Consider the following 23,630-nt stretch of genomic DNA (forward strand, 5'->3'; position numbering starts at 1 on the left):
ATTGCTCTTTCCTGTATAGAAAAGAACACTACAGATCAGCTTTTATCCTTATTCTTCGTTCACTTCATAAGCACTGATGATCTTTTGGACGAGTGGATGTCGAACCACATCGGATTGTTGCATATGCATGATTCTTACGCCCTGTATATCTTTGAGAATCTTCTGAGCCACGCGCAAGCCGGATGCTTTGCCTCGAGGAAGATCGACCTGTGTAATGTCCCCAGTAATGATCATTTTTGACCCGAAGCCAAGTCGCGTCAAAAACATCTTCATCTGCTCAGGTGTCGTATTCTGAGCTTCATCGAGCAGAACGAAAGCTTCATCGAGTGTACGCCCTCTCATATAAGCGAGTGGTGCAATCTCGATCGTACCACGTTCAATAAGCCGTTCAGTGTGTTCTACACCGAAAAGGTCATGTAAAGCATCATACAGTGGTCTCAAGTAAGGATCGACTTTTTCCTTCAAGTCCCCAGGCAAGAACCCGAGACTTTCGCCTGCCTCTACTGCTGGACGTGTCAGGATGATTCGCCTTACTTTCCCTTCCTTCATCGCTTTTACAGCCATCACCACAGCGAGGTATGTCTTACCGGTACCAGCAGGACCGATTCCGAACACGAGATCATTCTTTTTGATGGCATTCACGTAATGACGCTGACCTAGCGTCTTTGCACGAATCGGTTTACCTTTGGCAGTACTCGTAATCTCTTCTTCAAAAAGCTGATCCAATTCGTCAAGAATGCCTTCGTTCGCTAGTTGAATGGCATAAATGACGTCCCGATCGGAAATCGTCATACCTTTACGGATCAATGAGAGAAGGGCGTTCAGCACATCTTCGACAAGCTGTGCAGTCTCTTCATCTCCCGTTACTGCGACACCGCCGCCACGAGTGACGATATCAACATCCAGAGTCTGCTCAATCGTTGTCAAATGAGAGTCATTCGGACCAAAAAGAGCAATTCCTTCTGCAGGATTTTCTATTTGTAGGTTCTTTAGATTCAAGCGTTCAGACAATATGGCTCAATCTCCTCCAACTATAGGTTGTTCTTCAGCAATATTCTCAATCACTTTATAGTACATCGATACGTTTACTTTACCATTGTCAATCGCATGGTGCAAAATTTTTCCGCTCTTGATCGACGCGTCTTCTTCAAGGTGGCTTTCCATTTCTTCATCCGCCATTTGTTTGGCGATCTCAACCGCTTTTTTAGGAGTATATTCCCTCGACACACTTTCTGATTCGTGAATGCCTTTCTTGATATAGGCGATCGGAAGCTCCCATTTCAACATCCGGAAGGTTTTCACATCTTCCATCACTTCAAATTCTTTATAATCCACGTTACCGAAACCCCAGACAGGCACGTTCCAGCCAAAAAGAGATACATAATGTTTATCATTGTGATTTCCGGTTAACGTGTTGAAGGTGGTTTTCAAGGGGACACTCACATCTGTCCGGTACCACACTTCACCGAACACTTTCCCTTTGGCAGCGACCGTTCGTACATTCTTATCTTTACCAATGTTACCGGATACTAATAATTCACCTTTCTGGACAAGTTGATTCCGTTCCACCTTCACTTGACCTTGCTCCACGAACATATTCGTTACGAACGCTTTCTTTTTTGCGATCAAGTTTTGCGGTCCTAACGATTCTATTTTTTCCGGTAGTTCTTTTTGGACAACTTTAAAGTGAAAGGTCGTTCCTTCAAGTGTGACTCCAATCCAAGTGACCTCGTCCATTTTTTCAGTAGCTAAATATTGTATTTCTCTCGGATCAGGCAGCCGGAAGAGCAGCTTTCCTCTCTTAATACCCATCTCATTGACAACTTTCCTTAAATGATGCTCTGTTTTCGGGTCAGCTCCTGTCACCTCGATGTTCCACACCATGTTGGACAATAGGAACACGAGGACCAGGAATATCCCTAGCCCTGCCACGAACCCACTGCGGGATATCATTCGCTTGGCGATGAACGGTGCGCCCCGCCTTGTCATCACTTTGAATTTGCACCCGATCTGCCTGAGTGGGACCCGAATCTTGAGGGCATCATCCGTATACATATGCAGCACAAGGTGTTCTTTCCGACTCACTTCCCAAATCTGTATGTTATTGTTCAAGCAATAATTGAGAAATTGTTCTGCATGCTGACCTTCAACCGTGATTTTGACTGTACCGCGCAGATACTTTGTCCAAATTTTCGTCATGGTTACTCCCCTCCCAAAAATCACGAAATATCTATGTACTTCACATCTGAAATTTTCCCTTCGAGCAAAATCTCTTCAGGAAGAATCGTTTTCAAAACGAATTCTTTACCTGTAATGAGTAGTTCTCCTTGCTCTAAAATCAATCGGAGCTCTTCGTTGGAGAAGGCTTTCACACCACGATGATTCTCGATATAGATGTGCAGGTGTCCGATCATCGTTATTCTTGGTAGGTCCATGACGACATCTGCTGGTAATTCTAATGTATTGGTCATCCATCGTTTGAATTTCTGTCTCAATCGCGCCATAAACGAACCCCCTCTCATCTCAATTTATGAAAGAGGGGCTTAAACTATCACAATGACTTTTTACAGGTTTTATGAAATGAAAAAAGCTGTGCACTTTGCGTACACAGCTTTTGATACTTATCTTATCTCCGGTTGAAACGTGAAGCCAGATGATGTGGTTTCCTCGACCGAGGTGGACCGAGGATTTCTGCCCAAATGACTCCCTGGGCGACATTGTCTGGATCCGGAATGATTTTGTTTTTTGGTCTTTCTTTATAAATCACTTCTTTTCGAGCTTTAGCTCGCTTTCTAACAGGTTCTTCTGCAGGCACTTGTTCACTACTGCCCTGGAAAGCGTCCTGCAACTCCAACCGTTTTGCTTCATACATCTCCTGGAGGTTATTTTCAACCTTTTTGATCCGTTCAGAGCGTGGTCTTTCCGGTCTACTCGGTCGAACTGGCTCCTCCTTCGGCATCGACATCGTCTCTGCTCTCGATGTGTTCGGTTGCTGTTGATTCGGACGAGGACGACCTCTCTGTTGTTCTTCTTTTTGTTGCTCGATCTGACGTTTGAAAAAGCTGTAAATACCACCGATGATCAAAATCACGAAAAAGATGTTTTGCATCAGTAGTTCAATGATCGCTTCTAGCACTAGTAAGTGCCTCCTCCTGAAGAGTCATCCTCATCCTTAGGGTCAGTCGCCTTACCGATCGAACCTCTCATGTCTGTGTCTGCTTTGACGTTGTTATAGTTCATGTAATCCATGACACCGATATTACCAGAACGCAATGCTTCTGCCATCGCCATAGGTACTTCCGCTTCGGCTTCCACAACTTTCGCGCGCATTTCTTCGACGCGGGCTTTCATTTCTTGCTCTTGTGCTACTGCCATTGCACGACGCTCTTCGGCTTTCGCTTGAGCGATATTCTTATCCGCTTCCGCTTGTTCTGTTTGAAGCTCGGCACCGATGTTCTTGCCGATGTCTACGTCCGCAATATCGATCGAGAGAATTTCAAATGCTGTACCTGCATCAAGACCTTTTGTCAGTACAGTTTGAGAAATCAGATCAGGATTTTCCAATACTTTTTTATGATTGTCTGAAGAACCGATCGTGGATACGATTCCCTCACCGACACGAGCGATGACAGTATCTTCACCAGCACCCCCGACAAGTCGTTCGATGTTCGCACGAACTGTGATACGTGCTTTCGCTTTTACTTCAATTCCATCCATCGCAACACCGGCGATGAACGGCGTTTCAATGACCTTAGGGTTAACACTCATTTGAACGGCTTCAAGAACGTCACGTCCAGCCAAGTCAATCGCTGCACAACGCTCGAAGCTCAATTCGATGTTTGCACGGTGCGCCGCAATCAATGCGTTCACGACTCGGTCTACGTTACCACCAGCGAGGTAGTGACTCTCCAGTTGGTTTGTGCTCAATTCAAGACCTGCTTTTACTGCCTTGATCAATGGATTGATGACGCGTGATGGAATAACACGTCTCAAGCGCATTCCGATCAGTGTAAAGATACTGACTCTTACTCCAGCTGCAAGCGCTGAAATCCATAGCGCGACTGGTACAAATGTGAATAAGACTGCAAGGGCGATGACGATTGCCCCGATTAAAATGACCATGAATAATACATTTTGATCCATTTGGATATTTGCCCCCTTAATTTTCTTCTTCTTTTATTTCTCGAACGATGATACGAGAACCTTCTGTTTTGACGATTTTTATCGGTCGACTGCTCCCGATATAGTTTCCTTCTGTGACAACGTCATATCTTTCTTCTCCGATGATGGCTGTTCCAGATGGTCGAAGTGGTGTCAACGTCGTCCCAGTCTGTCCGACCAATTCAGATTTCGTGACACTTGAAATATAGCCTTTTTCATTTGAGGTGGAATCAAATAATATGATTTTCTTTAATGGACCGTTGTATCCAAAATATTTCAGGAATAAGATCGATACAACGATTGTCGCCACGATTGCAATCAGGATGGAAAACAAGATGTTGGCAATGGATCCTCCGGCTAGGACGATACCAATCAGCACCGAGAGTATCCCACCGATCCCGAGTATGCCTCCCGGGACGAATACCTCCGCTATGATCAATCCGATTCCTACAACGAACAGGATGAGTGATTCCCAGCCTGCAAGTCCCGCAATCATGTGTCCGAAAAAGAAGAGCAATAATGCGCTGAGTCCAAGAATGCCTGGAATACCGAACCCTGGTGAATAAAGCTCAAGCACGAGTCCGATACTTCCAATCGAAAGTAAGATTGGAACGACGACAGGATGTGTGACATATCGGGCAATCGTTTCAGCAAATGAAACTTCAATGTTCCGGATTTCTGCATCCGGAAGCTCCAAATAGTCCAGCAAATCATTACGACTATCGATGATTGCTTCTGCATATCCGACTTTTTTGGCCTGGGAAGCATCCAATGTAAGAAGTTCCCCTTTCCCGACACCCAGATCTTCAAGAACGATATCCTCATCCGCCATCGCCAAGGCATATTTCGGATCTCGGTTATGTAGTTCTGCCGAGGCTCTCATGTCCGCAAGCCATGCCGATTCAGCTTTCTTTCCAGCTGTATTCCCTTGTTGGTCAATGACGGCTGCTGCGCCCATTGTCGTCGAAGGCTTCATGACGATCTGGTCCGCATTCAACGCAATGTATGCACCCGCAGACAGTGCATGCTTCGTCACGTAGGCAATGATCGGAACATCTGACTCCCGCATGATTTTAGCAATGTTGTTGGCCGCCTGTACGAGGCCTCCTGGTGTATTTATTTCAAGAACCAGGTAATCTGCACCGTTTTCTTCAGCCGTTTCGATCGATCGCTCAAGGAATTTCTCCAGTCCACGTTCCACGGCATCTTCGACCGGAGCGAAATAAACGACCCCTTTGCCTTCAGCCGCATTCGAAGGACTGATTGATACAGATAAGAGAGGAACTAGTATTAATAGCAGGTAGAAAGTAATTTTAATTGATTTCTTTATTTTCTTCATAATACCCACCCCCTTTATGAACTTACTACTCTCTACGGATAACTATACAGATAGGTTTCACTCTTTTGAAGGGAAAATACTCGAGGGATGATAAATCCGATGAATTTAAATCAACCCGACATTAAAAAAACGCCTTGCAATGTGCAAGGCGTTTCATTATGAGTATTACGATAAGTTCTGTTGAACTAAACGGTTCACGAGACCGCCATCAGCCTTACCTTTTACTTTCGGCATGATGGCTCCCATCACTTTCCCCATATCTTGTTTGGAAGTAGCACCAACTTGTTGGATGGTCTCCTTTACAATCTGGTCGACTTCTTCCTCAGATAGTTGTTCTGGGAGATACTCTTGAAGTATTTCAATCTCTTGACGTAAGTTTTCGACTAGATCATCACGACCAGCTTTGTCGAATTCCTGGAGGGAGTCTTTCCGCTGTTTAACTTCACGTGAAAGAACCGTCAATTCCTCTTCTTCGTTCAATTCGTGTCCTAACTTGATCGACTCGTTCTGAAGAGAGGCCTTCACCATACGAATGACCGTCAGTCGTTGCTTGTCTTTGTTTCTCATCGCTTGTTTCATATCGTGATTCAAACGGTCAAGAAGACTCAATTAGAACACCCTCTCTTAGTACTTACGCTTACGAGCAGCTTCAGACTTCTTCTTACGCTTGACGCTAGGCTTTTCGTAATGCTTACGCTTACGTACCTCTGCCAATGTTCCTTCTTTAGAAACGTTGCGCTTGAAACGACGAAGTGCATCTTCTATAGATTCGTTCTTACGAACACTAGTTCTAATGGACATATATTTCCCTCCCTCCAAGCTCCTTTCAAAAAATATAGAAAAGGAGCGAAAACCATATCTTAAAACATTATAATATATGCCACTTTTTTTCGTCAACTTTATTCGGGTAATTATTTCGTCATGTCCAAAACATCTCGTCCATAAAATAGACTAGGTGGTGATGACGTTGATGCAAATCTTCTCATTATTCGCCGTTTTCCTGACCATTTTCATATTCGGGATGACGGTGATGCGAATAGGATTGAGTGCTGCTTCACAACAAAAGCTGAAGAATTGGCTTTTGAAATATACCGATACGACATGGAAAAGTTTTCTCGCCGGCATCCTCATTACCGCAATCATGCAAAGCAGCTCAGCCGTCATGGTCATTGTGATCGGCCTTGTAGCCGCAGGGATCATGAGTTTCAGACAATCGATCGGCATCATTTTAGGTGCCAACATCGGAACGACGGTGACGACGGAAATCATCACGATGGACATCACCCATTTGATCCTCCCCTTCATCATCATAGGTGTCGTGCTCATTTTCATTCCGAAGGGCTGGTCATTTTGCCTTGGATCCACTCTTTTCGGGCTGGGCTGTATGTTTATTGCGATGAATGGATTTGAAACTTTGTCAGGTCCGATTACCGACTTGAAATGGGTGAAAAATTTCCTGCACCTTACAGATGAACATGTGTGGATGAGCCTGGGTCTCGGGACGACGATGACCGCCGTCATCCAATCGAGTACAGCTACGACCGCAATCATCATGCCACTCATGAATGAGAACATCCTGACCCTGACATCTGGCATTGCGATACTGCTTGGTGCGAATATCGGAACCTGTGTCACTGCATTGATCGCTTGTATCGGAACTTCGAAGGAAGCGAAGCTCGTCGCCTTTGCCCACGTTTGGATCAATATTATCGGGGTGGTTTTATTCCTGCCTTTTTTGAGTGGGTTTTCGGAAGTCGTAATGCTCCTCACCCAACTGCCTGATGTTCAGATCGCTCACGCCAGCGTCCTGTTTAACGTGATCTCTTCCTTGCTCTTATTACCTTGTGCAGGCTTGTTAGCCTCGTGGATCGCGAGGATTCATGGTTACAGGGCGATTTGACCAACTACGTTTTTTCATTCCGCTAAAATAGCTGAATCCATAAATGGAGGATAGAAAGAAGACCTTTCTATCCTTTAAAATTGCTCAATCCCGAAATGGAGGATAGAAAGAGGGGCTTTCTATCCCTCAAATTTGCTCAACTCCTAAATGGAGGACAGAAAGAGGGGCTTTCTATCCCTCAAAATTGCTCAATCCCGAAATGGAGGATAGAATGAGCTCCTTAATAACAAAAAAATGACCACGACACTTTGTCGCGGTCATTTTTTTTACCGATTAATAATCAGCGTTTGATGTTTCGCCTTTGACGATTGAGATTCCAGAGCTTGCTCCGATTCGTGTAGCTCCTGCATCGATCATAGCTTGAGCGGATTCAGGTCCACGTACGCCTCCGCTTGCTTTGACACCGATTTCAGGTCCTACAACCTTACGCATCAAGGCTACGTCTTCAACTGTTGCTCCTCCTGTGGAGAAACCAGTAGAAGTCTTCACGAAGTCTGCACCAGCTTTTACAGATAGTTCACAAGCTTGCTTCTTTTCTTCGTCTGTCAGAAGGCAAGTTTCAATGATTACTTTTGTAAGAGCTTTACCTTTTGCAGCATCTACAACTGCTTTGATGTCTTTTTCAACCAGGTCATAGTCTTTGCTCTTCAAAGCGCCGATGTTGATGACCATGTCGACTTCTGTTGCACCTTTTTCAATTGCATCCTTCGTTTCGAATGCTTTTGTTTCAGGCGTAGAAGCGCCCAATGGAAATCCGATGACTGTACAAACTTTCACGTCTGTATCTTTCAAAAGTTCATAAGAAGTTGTCACCCAAGTCGGGTTAACACAAACGGACATGAAGTTATATTCTTTCGCTTCTTCACAAAGTTTGACGATATCCTCTTTGTTCATATCTGGTTTTAAAGCTGTGTGGTCAATCATTTTTGCGATGTTCATATTAGCATCTCCTCTGTTGTTGTTTTGGTTTAATCTAAGATGTATGCATTATGCTGTAGCGGAAGCTTCCGCTTGATCAACATCCATTACTCTGACGAATTGTCCTTCGTTAACAGGGTATCCTGCTTTCGTTATCTTTACTCGAACGAGTTTACCAATCAAGTCCTCTGTACCAGGAATCCGGACCTTCATGTAGTTAGCTGTATAGCCGAGTAGCATGCTCTCTTCCGGATGATCCTTGTCCAACTCTTCCGGAATGATTTCCAGCACCTCTCCTTCATAGTCCGAAGCGTATTCCTTCGCCAATTGATTGGAAAGCTCGATCAATCGATGGACACGTTCATTTTTCACATCTTCAGGCACTTGGTCTTCCATTGTTGCTGCTGGCGTTCCCGTCCGTCTACTGAATGGGAAGACATGCAGCTCGGAAAACTTATGCTCCTTGATGAAGTTATATGTTTCCATGAACTCTTCTTCCGTTTCACCTGGGAAGCCGACAATCACGTCTGACGTAATCGCAAGTCCAGGAAGGGCTTCTTTCAGCTTGTTCAGGCGATCAGCGAACATTTCCATACTATACTTTCGTCGCATGCGTTTCAACACACTATTCGAACCGGATTGAAGTGGTATGTGGAGATGAGGAACGACTTTATCTGATCGATCCAACACCTCGATGACCTCATCAGTCACCTGGCTCGCTTCGATGGATGAAATACGAAGGCGTTTCAAACCTTTCACTTGCGCATCCAAATCGGATAGCAATTGAGCGAAGTTATAATCCTTCATATCTTCACCGTAACCGGCTGTATGGATTCCGGTCAGGACGATCTCCTGGTAGCCTGCATCAACCAGCTGCTGAGCTTGTTCGATGACATGCTCAGGCTTTCTCGAGCGTAATAAACCTCTCGCCCACGGAATGATGCAAAACGTACAGAAATTGTTGCATCCTTCCTGTATCTTAAGAGATGCACGGGTACGATCTGTAAAAGCAGGAACTTCAAGCTCTTCGTAAACACGAGCTTTCATGATGTTTCCGACACCATTGATCGGTTGGCGTTCACGCTTGTATTGCTCGATATAATCGAGCATTTTTACACGGTCCTGCGTTCCGACGACAACATCGACTCCAGGGATCGCCATGACTTCAGCAGGTGAAGTCTGTGCGTAACAACCGGTTACACAAATGACTGCATCCGGGTTTTTACGGATGGCACGCCGAATAACCTGGCGACTTTTCTTATCACCAGTATTCGTAACTGTACAAGTATTGATGACATAAACATCCGACCGTTTTTCAAAATCGGTACGCTCATATCCATTGCTCTGGAACAACTGCCAGATCGCTTCAGTTTCATAATGGTTCACTTTACAACCTAACGTATGAAACGCTACTGAAGGCATATTTGGTCACCTCAATAATTCTAGTTGATAAGAAACAGCAGTTAGTAAGTATAAAGGGGCTGTTTCGGTTCGAAGAATGCGTGGGCCTAACCCACAGGTAATGAAACCAGCTTCTTGCAATGCATCGACTTCATCTTCCGACAGACCGCCTTCCGGTCCTACGACGACCAACATCCGATCAGTGTGGATATCAGCAGATTGCAATACCTTTGCCAGGTTGGCTGATTCATTCTGTTTCGCATCTTCCTCATACGCAACGACTTTGATCGTATACGCCTCACTATGTGAAATCAATTCCTTGAAAGTTACAGGTTCAAAGCAATCAGGCATTCGATTACGATGAGATTGTTCTGCAGCTTCTTTGATGATTTTTTGAAGTCGCTCCGTCTTTTTCTTGGACTTCTTTGCATCCCATTTTACAATCGACCGGAACGCTTGAAAAGGGAGGAATCCATTTGCACCAAGTTCCGTTCCTTTTTGGACAATCATTTCTAGTTTATCATGCTTTGGGAGCCCTTGTGCAATCGTTACAGGAATTGGCAGTTCCGTGTCATTCTCCAACCATTCAATGATTGAAAGTTCTATGGACGATTCTTGGATGTCTGCGATTTCACACGTTGCTACCCGCTCTCGATTATCGCTGCAAATGACTTGATCGCCTGGAGACATCCGCATCACTTTAGCTATGTGCTTTACATCGTCGCCTGAGATCGTGACGATTGAATCCGTCATTTGCTCAGGTGTCACGAAGTACCGTTGCATTAAGCCATCACCTGTTCCGGTTTCTTTGCAATGAATGCGACCCAATCTTCCATCAATAGTGTTTCTTGAATTTCGAAACCATGATTCATAAGCGATTGCTTCACTTCATCTTTCTTTCCTTTTATGATTCCAGATACGATGAACTTGCCACCTGGTTTCAAATGCTCGAATGCTTGATCATCAAATCGCATAATGATCTCTGCCAAAATGTTCGCGACGATCAAATCATATTGTCCTTCGATGTTATCGAGCAAGTTGTTCTGTTTTACATTGACCTGTTCCTGGCATTTGTTGAGCTTGATGTTCAGACGTGCACTTTTTACAGCGATTTCGTCCAAGTCCATCGCTGTGACTGTACTTGCACCGAGCTTAGCTGCTGCAATGCTCAGCACACCGGAGCCTGTGCCGACATCAATCACTTCATCACCTGGGGTCAAAGATTTCTCGAGCGCCTGGATACACATGACCGTCGTCGGGTGGGTACCTGTGCCGAACGCCATACCCGGATCGAGTTCAATGATCAGTTCATCCGTACTGACCTTCTCATACTCTTCCCAGGTCGGTATGATTGTAATGCGTTCGGAAATTTTGACGGGTTTATAATACTTTTTCCAGGCTGTCGCCCATTCTTCTTCATGGATTTCACTGATTGTGATTCGGTTATGACCCAAATCGATATCATACAAAAGCAGACCATTGATCGCTTCCTTGATTTCTTCTACCGTTTCACCCAAAAAGCTGTTAACGGGCAAATAAGCCTTGACGACGACACCTTCATCCGGATAGTCATCAGGATTAAGCTGGTAGATCTCGCCCATGGATGTATCCCATACTTTAACCAGGTCTTGCGGATCTTCAATGACGACACCGCTCGCTCCAGATTCGTGCAAGATATTTGAAATCGGTTCAATTGCTTCCTGCGTCGTTAGAATACTAATTTCAGACCATTTCATGAGATCTACCATCTTCCTTTCCATTTTTCACCCGATGGGCTTATTCGCCTTTAAAAGCTCTTTTCACCTTACTGAACAAATTCCCATGCTGTTCATCAACGGATTCACCGCTCAACTCAGCAAATTCACGAAGTAATGCCTTTTGACGTTCGCTAAGGTTTTTAGGTGTGACGACCTTCACTTTCACATGCTGATCACCCTGTCCATAACCTCGTACGTTTTGAACGCCTTTGCCACGGAGACGGAAGCTTGTTCCGGACTGTGTACCAGCAGGAATCTTCAGCTTTACTTTTCCATGTAACGTCGGCACTTCGATTTCATCTCCAAGTGATACTTGTGTAAAAGTAAGTGGCATATCTACGTAGATATCGTCGCCTTCTCGGCTGTAGAATTCGTGTGGAGCTACACGTACGACGACATAGAGATCTCCTGGAGGTCCTCCGTTTTCGCCACCTTCTCCTTTACCTGCTACACGAATCTGTTGGCCATGATCGATACCAGCAGGAATCTTCACATGGATGGTTTTCTGCTTGCGAACTTTCCCTTTTCCAGCACACGTGTTGCACTTGTCTTTGATGAATTTCCCTGTACCACTACAATGGTGACAGACACGACGGTTCACGACACGTCCGAATGGAGTATTCTGTTCAACGTTGAGCTGACCGCTTCCTCCACAGTGTGAACACGTTTCAGGTTTCGTTCCAGGTTTAGCACCAGACCCGAAACAAGTCTCACATTCTTCTTCTCTCGGAATCTGAATGTCGGTTTCTTTACCGAAGACCGCTTCTTCAAATTTCAAGGTCATCGTGTATTGGAGATCGGCACCTTGACGAGGTGCGTTCGGATTACGACGGCCTCCGCCACCGAAGAACATGTCGAATATATCACCGAAACCACCGAAATCAGCACCGCCAGCTCCGAATCCTTGGTTTGGATCCGAATGACCGAATTGATCATAATGTGATTTCTTTTGTGGGTCACTCAAGACATCATAAGCTTCTTTTACTTCTTTGAATTTTTCTTCTGCATCCGTTTCTTTGTTGACGTCCGGATGGTATTTTCTCGCGAGTTTTCGATAAGCTTTCTTAACCTCATCGGTCGAAGCGTTCTTGTCTACGCCTAAGACTTCATAATAATCTCGCTTACTCAAGACACTCACTCCCGGTTCTTTTACATAACGATTATCATATCACTAATTTCAAGAAATCCGCAACATATTGCGGGAAATTTACTAATCCATAACATACGGAAAACTTGGCATCGCCAAGCTTTTCTCGTATTCATCAAAAGCGGAAAAAAGTCAAAGCCTAGAAGACTGACTTTGACTTTTCCCTATCTTTCCGTATTACTTCTTCTCGTTATCATCGTTCATTTCTTCGTATTCAGCATCTACGACATCGTCGTCTGCTTTCTTTTCTTCTCCGCCTTCTTGTTGAGCTTGTTGCGCTTGTGCCGCTTGCTCATAAAGCTTTGTAGAAAGTTCTTGAACGACTTGTTGTAGCTCATCTTTTGCCGTACGGATCGCTTCAAGATCTTCGCCTTCCAATGCAGACTTGACTTTGTCTTTCGCTTCGTTCGCTTTCGTCACTTCTGCTTCGTCTACGTTACCTTCAAGGTCTTTCAACGTCTTTTCAGTCGTGAAGACGAGTTGGTCAGCTTCGTTACGAAGGTCGACTTCTTCACGGCGTTTCTTGTCCGCTTCAGCATTCTCTTCTGCATCTTTAACCATTTTCTCGATGTCTTCATCAGAAAGACCAGATGAAGATGTGATCGTGATGGATTGTTCCTTGTTTGTTCCAAGGTCTTTCGCCTTAACGTTAACGATACCGTTCGCATCAATATCGAAAGAAACTTCGATTTGAGGCACACCACGTGGTGCTGGCGGGATATCCGTCAATTGGAAACGACCAAGTGTCTTGTTGTCTGCTGCCATTTCACGTTCACCTTGAAGGACGTGGATGTCGACGGATGGCTGGTTATCAGCTGCCGTAGAGAAGACTTGAGACTTACTTGTAGGGATCGTTGTGTTTCGTTCAATAAGCTTTGTATTAACGCCACCCATTGTTTCAATTCCTAGTGAGAGTGGTGTTACGTCTAGAAGGACAACGTCTTTAACGTCACCAGTCAAGACACCTGCTTGAACGGCTGCACCAAGTGCAACAACTTCGTCAGGGTTAACACCTTTATGCGGATCTTTACCCGTTACTTTCTTGATTGCCTCTTGTACAGCTGGGATACGTGTAGATCCACCGACAAGTACGATTTTATCAACTTCTGCTGGTGTTAGTCCTGCATCTTTCATTGCTTGACGAGTAGGTCCCATTGTACGCTCAACCAAGTCTGAAGCCATTTCCTCGAACTTCGCACGAGTCAAGTTCAACTCAAGGTGCTTCGGTCCAGAAGCATCTGCTGTGATGAACGGTAGGGAGATTTGAGTTTGCGTAACGCCAGAAAGATCTTTCTTCGCTTTCTCAGCTGCGTCTTTCAAACGTTGTAATGCCATTTTGTCTTGAGAAAGGTCGATTCCGTTCTCTTTTTTGAATTCACTTACAAGGTAGTCGATGATTTTTTGGTCGAAGTCATCTCCACCAAGCTCGTTGTCTCCAGATGTTGCTTTAACTTCAAAGAATCCATCTCCAAGTTCAAGGATGGATACGTCGAATGTTCCTCCACCTAGGTCATATACAAGAATCGTTTGATCTTCTTCTTTTTCTAGTCCGTAAGCAAGTGCAGCTGCAGTCGGCTCGTTGACGATACGCTCAACTTCAAGCCCTGCAATTTTACCTGCGTCCTTAGTTGCTTGACGCTGAGAGTCGTTGAAGTAAGCAGGAACTGTGATGACAGCTTTCGTCACTTTTTCACCAAGGTAAGCTTCTGCATCAGACTTCAATTTTTGTAGGATGATCGCAGAAACCTCTTGTGGAGTATACTCCTTACCTTCTGCTTCTACTTTGTAGTCTGTGCCCATGTGTCGCTTGATGGACATGATTGTATTTTTGTTTGTAACAGCTTGGCGCTTCGCTACTTCCCCAACTTGACGCTCGCCGTCTTTGAATGAAACGACGGATGGCGTCGTACGGTTACCTTCCGGATTCGGAATGACGGTCGCTTCTCCACCTTCCATTACTGCGACACAAGAGTTTGTTGTCCCTAAGTCAATACCAATTACTTTACTCATGACATATACCTCCTATTTAAATATGTAGTCCATTGACTTTTATTTTGAGTTCACTTTGACCATTGCTGGTCGGATGACACGGTCCTTCAGTTTGTAGCCTTTTTGTAAGACTTCAACCACCGTATTGTCTTCGTACTCTTCTTCCTGTACTTGCATGACAGCTTGATGTTGATGCGGATCGAATGCAGCTCCTACCGCTTCAACTTCCTCAACACCCTCGTTTTTCAAGGCATCAATCAGTTGGTTGTACACCATTTTCATACCTTGTAAAAGTGATTCATTTTGATCACTCACTTCCGTTTGGAGCGCACGCTCGAAGTTATCGATGACAGGGAGTAATCCTTCCACAATCCCTTGTGCTCGATATTTCGCAGCAGCCTCTTTCTCCTCACGAGTGCGGCGTCGGAAATTATCATAATCAGCCTGTGTACGGAGAAGACGACCTTTTATCTCATCGAGTTCCTGTTCAAGTTCAGTCACCCGGTCCATTTCTTCGTTACCAGTTGCCTCCGTTGAATCTTCAGCCTTTTCCTCAGTCTGATCTTCAACAGTCTCTTGCTTCTCTTCAACTGCTTCCTCATGTTGTTGCTTATTCTCTTCCACTTCATTCACCTCCCTGACCTAATAAAATTTTATAGTTGGTTTATGTTTCAATTTTTACAAGTGAAATCACGACACTCCTGCGGGAATAGCGAGCCAGGCGAGACCCCACAGCTCACCAGCCATATGGCTGGTGAGCGAGGAGGCTTGCGGTTCGCCCGCGGAAAGGGAGTGATTTCATTAGTATTAGTACATGAAAAGAAGGGAGAGACCTTCTCCCACTCTAAAAGGTATTTCCATTATCAGTTTGAATAATACCGCTGTGTCAGGACCTTCGTCAAATCTTTTGATAACAAGTCGAGTAACCCGATGACCCGTGGATACTCCATCCTTGTAGGACCAAGAATTGCAAGGGTCCCCATATGTTGACCACCAATCGAATAACTGGCGGTGATCAAGCTGCAGTTCTTCATTTCCTGGATCGGGTTTTCAGCTCCGATTTTCACTTTGATACCCGATGTACCATCTTGATGTAAAAGCTGTTGGACGAGGTCTTGCTTTTCGATCGCATTATAGAGGTCCTTCACCTTATTGACATCCTGGAATTCAGGTTGGTTCAAGATGTTGGTTTTACCACCATAATACACTTTGTCCGACTTCCCAGTTTGAAATAATTGAGCCAAGAAATCAAGCGTCTGCTTATAATTTTCAGTGTGGGTCTTCAATAGGCCTTGAACTTCTTGATGTAGTTTTAATTTTAAATGTGAAAAAGGAACACCTTTCAAGCGATCATTCAGGATATTCACTGTCCGTTCGATATCTGCAGCATCCATCTCTTCTGGCAGGTCGACTGTATACTTTTCAACATGCCCGGTATCCGTAATCAATACAAAGATCGCCGTCCCTTTTGAAATCGGAACGATTTGTAGATGCTTCAGCTTCGTTTCATACACTTCAGGTCCGAGTATGATGGACGTGTAATTCGTTATTTCAGACAAAAGATTCGCTGAATGTTCGATCAGCAGTTCCAATTCATACATCTTTTCATGGAAAAGGGATTGGATCTTCGCCATATCATGGTGTTGAAGTTGGACAGGTGAAAGCAGGTTATCGACATAGAACCGATACCCTTTCTCTGATGGAATACGTCCTGATGAACTATGGGTTTTCTCTATGAACCCCATGTCTTCAAGGTCTGCAAGTTCGTTACGAATCGTTGCAGAACTGAACGTGATGTCCTGTCTTTTCGATATACTACGAGATCCCAGGGGCTCTGCGTTTTGGATATACTCATCTATAAGTATCTGGAGAATTAACAGCTGACGATCTGTTAACATCAATTCTCATCCCCTTTGTTAGCACTCTATCTGTTTGAGTGCTAATTCTACTTTATAAATTACCAAATTGGAATTTAGTTTGTCAATATTTTAAATCACACCGATGAATTCCTGGAAAACTTCGTTGCCGAGAAAGACACCTTTTTGGGTCAACCGAAGGGATTCCGCGTCATTGATCAGTAATCCTTCCGCTACAAGTTTCTCAATTTGAGCAGCGAAAATCTCATCGATCTGGACGTTATATCTTTCTAGGAAAACCTTCTTATCCACACCCGACATTTTACGGAGACCGAGAAACACTTCTTCTTCCATTTGTTCTTTTTCAGTCAACTCGTTGGAAAGTCGTTGAGGAAGCTCTCCATCTTTGATTTTTCTAATGTAATGCGGAAGTGGCTTCACATTCTCGTATCGATGGTTAGCGAGATAACCATGAGCACCAGCACCAATCCCGTAGTATTCATCGTTTTTCCAATAGACGAGGTTGTGGTGGCTTTCATATCCAGGCTTACCGAAATTGCTGATTTCATACTGTGTATAGCCGTTTTCTCTCAATGTGCTGATCAGGTATTCGAACATCTCTGATTCTTGTTCTTCCCCCGGTAAAGTCAACTGACCTTTTTGATCCCGGATGTAAAAGACGGTCTGCTTTTCCACCTGTAGCGAGTACGCTGATATATGTGGCACGTCCAATTCAAGGGCATGATGGACGGATTGCTTGAACATGTCCAACGTCTGACCAGGCAGCCCGAACATGAGGTCGATGGAAATGTTCTCAAATCCGATCGATTGAGCTTCGGCAATCATTTTCCACACATCCGCTTGTCGGTGATTACGATTGAGAGCGGTCAACAGCGTATCCTGGAATGCCTGCACACCGATACTCAGCCGGTTCACTCCCGCTTCTTTCAATACGGTAAGCTTATTCCGATCCGTTACAGAAGGGTTCGCTTCAACTGTGAATTCAACATCTGGATGAATCGGTTGCAGGTTCGCTTTGACACTTTCTATCATTCTCTCGAGTTGTTCCTCGTTAAGAGCCGTCGGTGTCCCTCCACCGATGTAAATCGTCTCGATCGGTTCCTGGTCAGCGGATTGGACGAGTCGTTTCATCTCAAGGTCCATAACATCCAGGTATTCGTCAACCGGCTGTCCTTGGAGGAGGAATTTATTAAAATCGCAATAATGGCAGATTTGTTCGCAAAAAGGGATGTGAATATATGCGGCTTTCACCATGTCAATCACACTTTCAATGTATTGTTCAATCGTAAAAAGAAGACTGGCTCTTGTAAACGAATCGCCAGTCTCTTAACCAGTTTGTATTTAGTCGTCCGAATCCATACGTAGTACGGACATGAACGCTTCCTGAGGAACTTCTACGTTCCCTACAGTCTTCATTCGTTTCTTACCTTCTTTTTGCTTCTCTAGAAGCTTACGCTTACGAGAAATGTCTCCACCGTAACATTTTGCAAGTACGTTCTTACGCAATGCACGGATATTCGTTCTCGCAACGATTTTCTGTCCGATCGCTGCCTGGACAGGAATTTCGAATTGGTGACGTGGAATGAGTTCGCGCAGTTTTTCAACGACCGCTTTACCACGATCGTAAGCGAATTCACGGTGGACGATGACAGATAGAGCATCGATCTTCTCACCATTCAAGAGAATATCCATCTTCACTAGATTAGATGTACGGTATCCGATCAACTCATAATCGAGGGATGCGTACCCTTTCGTACTTGATTTCAACTGGTCGAAGAAATCATAGACGATTTCCGATAGAGGGATTTCATAGATGACATTTACTCGGATATCATCCAAGTATTCCATCGTAATGAAGTTTCCACGTTTCTTCTGACAGATTTCCATAACTGGACCGACGTAGTCGTTTGGTGTCATGATTGAAGCTTTCACGTAAGGCTCTTCCACATGATCGACCGTTTGTGGGTCGGGCATATTAGACGGGTTATCGACAACGAGCGTTTCTCCATTCGTCAAATGAACATTGTAGATAACGCTTGGTGCAGTCGTAATTAGATCGATTCCGAATTCACGCTCGATACGTTCCTGGATGATTTCCATGTGCAATAGCCCAAGGAATCCACAGCGGAAACCGAATCCGAGTGCTTGTGAAGTTTCCGGTTCATATTGTAAGGAAGAGTCATTCAACTCTAGACGCTCAAGCGCTTCACGCAAGTCGTTGTAGTTGTTTGAGTCCACTGGATACAGCCCACAGAATACCATCGGATTCATACGACGATAACCTGGCAGCGGTGTATCCGCCCCTCTTTTAGCATGAGTGATCGTATCACCGACGCGGGAATCTCCAACGTTCTTGATGGAAGCCGTCAAGAAACCTACGTCTCCGACCGTCAGTTCATCTTTCATGACAGGCTTTGGTGTGAATACGCCGATTTCATTGACTTCAAATTCTTTACCAGTCGCCATCATTTTGATTTTATCCCCGACTTTGACCGTACCTTCTTTAATCTGAATGTACGCTACGACACCACGATAGCTATCGTAAAGGGAGTCAAAGATCAATGCCTTCAACGGTCCTTCTGGATCCCCTTGAGGTGCAGGCACTTTTTCGACAACTTGTTCAAGGATGTCTTCAATTCCTATTCCAGCTTTTGCAGAAGCCAGAACTGCATCGGATGCATCCAGACCGATGACATCTTCTATCTCTTTACGTACGCGTTCAGGTTCTGCGCTAGGTAGGTCAATTTTATTAATGACCGGAATGATTTCAAGATCATTCTCAAGCGCAAGATAGACGTTCGCCAATGTTTGGGCTTCAATCCCTTGGGCTGCGTCTACAATCAAAAGAGCCCCTTCACAAGCGGCTAAACTTCGGGAAACTTCATATGAGAAGTCGACGTGTCCCGGTGTATCAATCAGATGGAATATGTATTCTTCTCCATCTCTTGCTTTATAGGTCAACTGAACTGCATTCAATTTAATTGTAATACCACGTTCACGTTCTAGATCCATGGCATCGAGCATTTGCTCTTTCATTTCTCTCTGTGTCAGAGCACTCGTCTTTTCCAAGATACGGTCAGCTAAAGTCGATTTCCCATGGTCAATATGGGCGATGATCGAAAAGTTCCGTATTCTTTTTTGACGTTCCAACTTATCATTTTTGCTCATTCTCTTCACTCCTAAAGGTCGTACAACTAAGCTAGCATTGATTATAGCAATAGCACACACTTTATTCAATTCTTTCTCTGAAGAGTAAGGAACTGGTTGTTATGAAAGTGCCCTATCGAACAACACGAAAAAAGGATGAGCGCTGAACATGCGGACCCATCCTTTTCAAAGTATCACTCATTTATCTAAGAAAACAAAAAGTATAGAATCTTGGTCAAAATCGTCCCGATGATTTCCATGAACAACGTCAGAATATCCTTGATCAAACTTGAAAGCAACGATCCCAATTTCGAGAAGAGGTTGAACGCTTCAACATCCTCTAACTGCTTTTGTTTTTCCTCGATATCATGACTTGTGATTTGCTTTCCGAGGACTTCTGCTTCCACTGCGCCTTTGTCGTCTACCTTCCATTCAAGTGCCTTGTTGCCTTCCGTCCCTTTCATATGATCCATCTGAACTCCGACTTGCTGCATACCGATCAGAATTCCGAACAACAAAACGGATATGAGTATTGAACATTTAAAGAAGAATCGAATCATCGAACTTCCTCCTATTTATATCAAACGTTATAAACCTATTTTGGTACAAGCCTATGCATCAGGTTCCACGATTAGAACTTAATGTGTGTATGAACCACTGTTCTGTTGATCGACCTGCCCGTGTAATGCGGCATTCAATCCCCCAGCGATGACGTTTGCCATATCCTCAATGAACACATCGACCTCTTTCGGCGTAACCATCAGATTATGGCCGAGCGGCGCTAACACTTCACCGATCAATTGCCGTTTTTGTTGTTCCTCGAGCGTTCCAATCAAGCCAAGATAAGCTTTGCGATTTTCTTCATCCGGAAGATCCTCATCCTTCAACTCACGTTTTTCTCCGAAAGTCATTCCTGCTGGAGTCAACGCTTTTGAAGGATCGTCTTTTTCACGCATTTCCCGTCCGAAATGCTTCAAAATATAATCGATCGTGTCACTCGTAATCGTCACAGCATCAACGACAGTCGGAACGCCGATTGCGATGACAGGAATCCCAAGCGTGTCTTTGCTGAGTTCTTTTCGTTTGTTCCCGACTCCGGATCCAGGATGTATACCGGTATCTGAAATTTGGATGGTCGTATTCACACGTTGGACAGCTCTTGACGCAAGTGAATCAACTGCAATGACGAAATCAGGCTTCGATTTTTCAATAACACCGACAATGATGTCACTCGTTTCAATCCCCGTCGTCCCCATGACTCCAGGAGCAATCGCACTGACTGGTCTGAATCCTTCTTCAACATTCTCTGGAGCCAGCTCAAACAAATGCTTTGTGACGAGCAAGTTTTCACATGTAATCGGTCCGAGCGCATCTGGCGTGACATTGATGTTTCCAAGTCCCACCACCAGACAGCTAGCTTCCTTCGGGATATTCAGTTCTTTCAGGAAATGATTGAACTCATGGGAAAAAACGTCCTGAACCCGCTGTTGAAGAGCCGTATCCTGTTGCCGTATTCCTTGCATTTCCATCGTCAAATAGATGCCTGGTTTTTTTCCAGTTGCTTTCGACCCAGCCTCTTCAATTTCAACTCTTGTCAACTTGATGCCATCCAATTCACGTTCTTTGACGATGACACCATCAATCGTACTCTTGGACTGTTCTTCTTGCTCTTTCGTGATCATTTCATTTGCTTCAATCGCTAAGTCTGTCCTTACACTGTATTGTTCCAGTTCGAGATCTTTTTCCATAATCGGGTTCACCTCAGATTCATAGTCGCATTTTCACTTATGATGACCGTGTTATTCTCTTTTCATTCTTGGGTTATTTGAAGGGGATTATACCTCTAGTGTTGAAATGGAATTGGTTGATGTTTAGCGAAAAGAGATTGCATTTATGCGGTCCGAATGATAGAATACTTTGTGTTGTATTTTCCGCAATTTCGGTTGCATTTCAAGGAGGTGAACGGAATTGGCTAACATTAAATCCGCTATCAAACGAGTTAAAACAAACGACAAGCGTCGTGCAGTTAATGCATCATACAAATCAGCAATGCGTACTGCTGTTAAAAACTTTGAAACAAAAGTAGAAAACAAAGATGTTGAAGGTGCGAAAGAAGCATTCTTGGTTGCAACCAAAAAGCTTGACAAAGCTGCAGGTAAAGGCATCCTTCACAAGAATGCTGCAGCTAGAAAGAAATCTAGCCTTGCAAAGCAACTTAACGAGCTTAGCGCTTAATGATATCAATGTTTTAAACGACCTGGCATAAGGTCGTTTTTTATTTTGTCTTTAACTTCCTTGAAAATGTGGAAATCCCGATAAGGGGGGGGCGTTAGAAGCCATCTTGCGCCCCCAAAATCGTGATACTTACAATATTGAGGACGTTAAAGAGGTCTGTTGGGTCTTTCTGGGTCATAAAAAAAGAGCTTAAGATCAATTCCTGATCCAAGCTCTTTTTAACGTTAATTCAGTTGCTTCTGTTTGACGATGCCCGTCATGAAGAGTTCGAGTGAGAGCTGTTTGTCCCGTTGACCTGTCTTCATTTCAAAGTCGGCGTCTGCAGCCCTTATCAACAAGTCCTTCAGTTCTTCTTCTGAAAAAGACTTCCCTTGTTTGGCTGCAATTTTAACGGCATAAGGATGCAATGATAGAACCGAAGCCATCTTTTTCTCCGAGAATCCTTGTGAGCCCAATTGCTTCACCTGCAGGATGATCCGGAACTGTCGAGCAAGCAGAGCCATCAACTTGATCGGTTCTTCATTTTGTTTTAGCAGATCATAGCATATCCGGAGAGCCGCATCGATCCTACGGTTGGCCACATGCTCAACCATTGTAAAAACATTGTTCTCCAAAGACCTTGAAATGAGCTCATCCACGGTCGAAGGTTCAATGACCCCGTTTTCACCAACATTGAGCGCCATTTTGTTCACTTCGCTGATCAATAATGCCAGGTTTTCACCTTGCAATTGGATGAGCCGCTCTGCCGCTTCATCAGTGATTTCGACTTCCGCTTCCTTTGCTGCATGGTTGATCCATTCTTTTTGCAGCTGAACATTCATCTTATCCGCTTGAATGACCTCACCGTGCTTTTTCAACGCCTTTACGATTTTCTTCCGTTCATCCAACTTTTCATAAGGTGCAACGAATATGACGACCGCTTGTTCGGCAGGATCTTGAAGATAGGATTCCAATCGTTTCAAATCATGCTCGACCTTGGATTTCGTCTTAGCCCCTGTCAAAAAGTATGGATTCTGGATGACGACCACACGATGATCACCCATGAACGGAAGTGTTTCAGCGTCTTCCAATGCTGCATCAATCGTCTGTTCTTCCATATCATATGAAGAAAGATTAAAATCAGCTGTACTTTCATCCAGTACAGCTTGTACGATCATTTTTTGGGAAAACTCCAATATGTATTTTTCTTTTCCATATAATAAATAAAGCGAAGCATATGAACCATTCTTCAGCTTTTTTGCAAGTGCATTGATCGACAATTTTACCACCTCACTGTCATACCAATAGCATATATGATAAAATTGCGGACGTACAGGGTAAAAGGAGGCTCAACTTCAAAAGTTAAACCTCCATTTATATGAACGCTGGCAGTCAAGACCCGGGAAGCTTCACTGCCAACGATAACACTCTTCCCCGTAAGCTTATTGTTATGTTATCCTATGCAGGATGAAACTATAGGTGTCAACTCTTAGCAATATGGGCTACTTTTTAGATAATATGGAAATGACATCTAGTCATAAGTTTCACGGAATCGTTTAAAATACAAATATGGATTTTTTCAAACGAATACCGTATACTTGAGTTGAAACAGGAGGGTTGCGGAAATGAATGAATTTGAAAAAGATGTTCAGGCGAAATCCAACGATGCAATTGAATCCGGTCTTGGTTTCGTATTTTCGTTTTTGTTCTTTACGATCATTTTCTTTATCGGTGTAGTGATTAAAGCTGTAGCAATGTAATCAGCCACCCCATATAAGGG

24 protein-coding genes are annotated in these 23,630 nt (G+C 44.2%); 3 read left to right on the forward strand and 21 right to left on the reverse strand.

All coding sequences use genetic code 11. The annotated features are described in order from the left end of the window. Nucleotides 1-48: 48 nt before the first annotated feature. The 8 genes from ACSVDE_RS09995 to rpsU all read right to left on the reverse strand — a co-directional run bounded on the left by ACSVDE_RS09995 (nucleotide 49) and on the right by rpsU (nucleotide 6,301). The gene (locus ACSVDE_RS09995; protein ID WP_439300755.1) at nucleotides 49-1,011 is read right to left on the reverse strand and encodes a PhoH family protein; all 963 of its coding nucleotides are present in this window, start codon (nucleotides 1,009-1,011) and stop codon (nucleotides 49-51) included. Nucleotides 1,012-1,017: 6 nt separating this feature from the next. Further along, nucleotides 1,018-2,199, reverse strand: a complete 1,182-nt coding sequence (gene yqfD / locus ACSVDE_RS10000) for a sporulation protein YqfD (RefSeq protein WP_439300756.1) — start codon at nucleotides 2,197-2,199, stop codon at nucleotides 1,018-1,020. Between the two features lie 20 nt (nucleotides 2,200-2,219). Then, on the reverse strand, nucleotides 2,220-2,504 hold the full coding sequence (gene yqfC / locus ACSVDE_RS10005) for a sporulation protein YqfC (RefSeq protein WP_439300757.1): 285 nt from the start codon (nucleotides 2,502-2,504) through the stop codon (nucleotides 2,220-2,222). Between the two features lie 122 nt (nucleotides 2,505-2,626). Then, a complete protein-coding gene (locus tag ACSVDE_RS10010; RefSeq protein ID WP_439300758.1) occupies nucleotides 2,627-3,136 on the reverse strand; it encodes a hypothetical protein in 510 nt (169 codons plus the stop codon). Then, nucleotides 3,136-4,143, reverse strand: a complete 1,008-nt coding sequence (floA, locus tag ACSVDE_RS10015; RefSeq protein WP_226546517.1) for a flotillin-like protein FloA — start codon at nucleotides 4,141-4,143, stop codon at nucleotides 3,136-3,138. Before floA ends, ACSVDE_RS10010 begins: the two co-directional genes overlap by 1 nt. A 16-nt stretch (nucleotides 4,144-4,159) precedes the next feature. After that, nucleotides 4,160-5,500 (reverse strand): NfeD family protein, encoded by a 1,341-nt coding sequence (locus ACSVDE_RS10020; protein ID WP_439300759.1) that lies wholly within the window; start codon nucleotides 5,498-5,500, stop codon nucleotides 4,160-4,162. Nucleotides 5,501-5,665: 165 nt separating this feature from the next. Further along, nucleotides 5,666-6,109, reverse strand: a complete 444-nt coding sequence (locus ACSVDE_RS10025) for a GatB/YqeY domain-containing protein (RefSeq protein ID WP_439300760.1) — start codon at nucleotides 6,107-6,109, stop codon at nucleotides 5,666-5,668. A 15-nt stretch (nucleotides 6,110-6,124) separates the two neighbouring features. Continuing rightward, entirely contained in the window at nucleotides 6,125-6,301 is a 177-nt protein-coding gene (gene rpsU, locus ACSVDE_RS10030; RefSeq protein WP_221565661.1) for a 30S ribosomal protein S21, read from the reverse strand. Between the two features lie 169 nt (nucleotides 6,302-6,470). Between rpsU and ACSVDE_RS10035 the strand changes: the two genes are divergently transcribed. Beyond that, nucleotides 6,471-7,400, forward strand: a complete 930-nt coding sequence (locus ACSVDE_RS10035) for a Na/Pi symporter (RefSeq protein WP_439301977.1) — start codon at nucleotides 6,471-6,473, stop codon at nucleotides 7,398-7,400. A gap of 273 nt (nucleotides 7,401-7,673) precedes the next feature. On the opposite strand, the gene deoC is transcribed toward ACSVDE_RS10035, so the two are convergent. The 12 genes from deoC to gpr all read right to left on the reverse strand — a co-directional run bounded on the left by deoC (nucleotide 7,674) and on the right by gpr (nucleotide 21,384). After that, nucleotides 7,674-8,339 (reverse strand): deoxyribose-phosphate aldolase, encoded by a 666-nt coding sequence (deoC, locus tag ACSVDE_RS10040; RefSeq protein ID WP_439300761.1) that lies wholly within the window; start codon nucleotides 8,337-8,339, stop codon nucleotides 7,674-7,676. A 48-nt stretch (nucleotides 8,340-8,387) separates the two neighbouring features. Next, nucleotides 8,388-9,740, reverse strand: coding sequence for a tRNA (N(6)-L-threonylcarbamoyladenosine(37)-C(2))-methylthiotransferase MtaB (gene mtaB, locus ACSVDE_RS10045; protein ID WP_439300762.1), 1,353 nt, complete (start codon nucleotides 9,738-9,740; stop codon nucleotides 8,388-8,390). Between the two features lie 6 nt (nucleotides 9,741-9,746). Next, on the reverse strand, nucleotides 9,747-10,502 hold the full coding sequence (locus ACSVDE_RS10050; protein ID WP_439300763.1) for a 16S rRNA (uracil(1498)-N(3))-methyltransferase: 756 nt from the start codon (nucleotides 10,500-10,502) through the stop codon (nucleotides 9,747-9,749). Continuing rightward, on the reverse strand, nucleotides 10,502-11,455 hold the full coding sequence (gene prmA, locus ACSVDE_RS10055) for a 50S ribosomal protein L11 methyltransferase (protein WP_439300764.1): 954 nt from the start codon (nucleotides 11,453-11,455) through the stop codon (nucleotides 10,502-10,504). Before prmA ends, ACSVDE_RS10050 begins: the two co-directional genes overlap by 1 nt. Before the next feature lie 40 nt (nucleotides 11,456-11,495). Continuing rightward, nucleotides 11,496-12,605, reverse strand: coding sequence for a molecular chaperone DnaJ (dnaJ, locus tag ACSVDE_RS10060; protein ID WP_439300765.1), 1,110 nt, complete (start codon nucleotides 12,603-12,605; stop codon nucleotides 11,496-11,498). A 195-nt stretch (nucleotides 12,606-12,800) separates the two neighbouring features. Further along, entirely contained in the window at nucleotides 12,801-14,633 is a 1,833-nt protein-coding gene (dnaK, locus tag ACSVDE_RS10065) for a molecular chaperone DnaK (protein ID WP_439300766.1), read from the reverse strand. A gap of 39 nt (nucleotides 14,634-14,672) precedes the next feature. Further along, nucleotides 14,673-15,236 carry a nucleotide exchange factor GrpE gene (gene grpE / locus ACSVDE_RS10070; protein WP_439300767.1) on the reverse strand — a complete coding sequence of 188 codons (564 nt, stop codon included), beginning with the start codon at nucleotides 15,234-15,236 and terminating at the stop codon, nucleotides 14,673-14,675. A gap of 239 nt (nucleotides 15,237-15,475) precedes the next feature. Next, nucleotides 15,476-16,510, reverse strand: coding sequence for a heat-inducible transcriptional repressor HrcA (hrcA, locus tag ACSVDE_RS10075; RefSeq protein WP_439300768.1), 1,035 nt, complete (start codon nucleotides 16,508-16,510; stop codon nucleotides 15,476-15,478). Nucleotides 16,511-16,600: 90 nt separating this feature from the next. After that, the gene (gene hemW / locus ACSVDE_RS10080; RefSeq protein WP_439301978.1) at nucleotides 16,601-17,740 is read right to left on the reverse strand and encodes a radical SAM family heme chaperone HemW; all 1,140 of its coding nucleotides are present in this window, start codon (nucleotides 17,738-17,740) and stop codon (nucleotides 16,601-16,603) included. Between the two features lie 90 nt (nucleotides 17,741-17,830). After that, nucleotides 17,831-19,657, reverse strand: coding sequence for a translation elongation factor 4 (lepA, locus tag ACSVDE_RS10085; RefSeq protein WP_439300769.1), 1,827 nt, complete (start codon nucleotides 19,655-19,657; stop codon nucleotides 17,831-17,833). A 185-nt stretch (nucleotides 19,658-19,842) separates the two neighbouring features. Then, nucleotides 19,843-20,196, reverse strand: coding sequence for a DUF3679 domain-containing protein (locus ACSVDE_RS10090; protein ID WP_439300770.1), 354 nt, complete (start codon nucleotides 20,194-20,196; stop codon nucleotides 19,843-19,845). 78 nt (nucleotides 20,197-20,274) lie between these two features. After that, complete coding sequence (gpr, locus tag ACSVDE_RS10095; RefSeq protein ID WP_439300771.1) at nucleotides 20,275-21,384, reverse strand: GPR endopeptidase; 1,110 nt, start codon at nucleotides 21,382-21,384, stop codon at nucleotides 20,275-20,277. Nucleotides 21,385-21,604: 220 nt separating this feature from the next. On the opposite strand from gpr, the gene rpsT reads away from it, so the two are divergent. Further along, on the forward strand, nucleotides 21,605-21,871 hold the full coding sequence (rpsT, locus tag ACSVDE_RS10100) for a 30S ribosomal protein S20 (protein ID WP_226546533.1): 267 nt from the start codon (nucleotides 21,605-21,607) through the stop codon (nucleotides 21,869-21,871). Between the two features lie 224 nt (nucleotides 21,872-22,095). Here rpsT and holA read toward each other — a convergent pair whose 3' ends face one another. Further along, nucleotides 22,096-23,130, reverse strand: a complete 1,035-nt coding sequence (gene holA / locus ACSVDE_RS10105) for a DNA polymerase III subunit delta (RefSeq protein ID WP_439300772.1) — start codon at nucleotides 23,128-23,130, stop codon at nucleotides 22,096-22,098. A gap of 345 nt (nucleotides 23,131-23,475) precedes the next feature. Here holA and ACSVDE_RS10110 point away from each other — a divergent pair, with 345 nt between their 5' ends. Next, the gene (locus tag ACSVDE_RS10110) at nucleotides 23,476-23,610 is read left to right on the forward strand and encodes a YqzM family protein (RefSeq protein ID WP_439300773.1); all 135 of its coding nucleotides are present in this window, start codon (nucleotides 23,476-23,478) and stop codon (nucleotides 23,608-23,610) included. The last annotated feature ends 20 nt before the right edge of the window (nucleotides 23,611-23,630 follow it).

It is taken from the genome of Pseudalkalibacillus sp. Hm43 (assembly GCF_051842935.1).
GTDB lineage: Bacteria > Bacillota > Bacilli > Bacillales > Fictibacillaceae > Pseudalkalibacillus.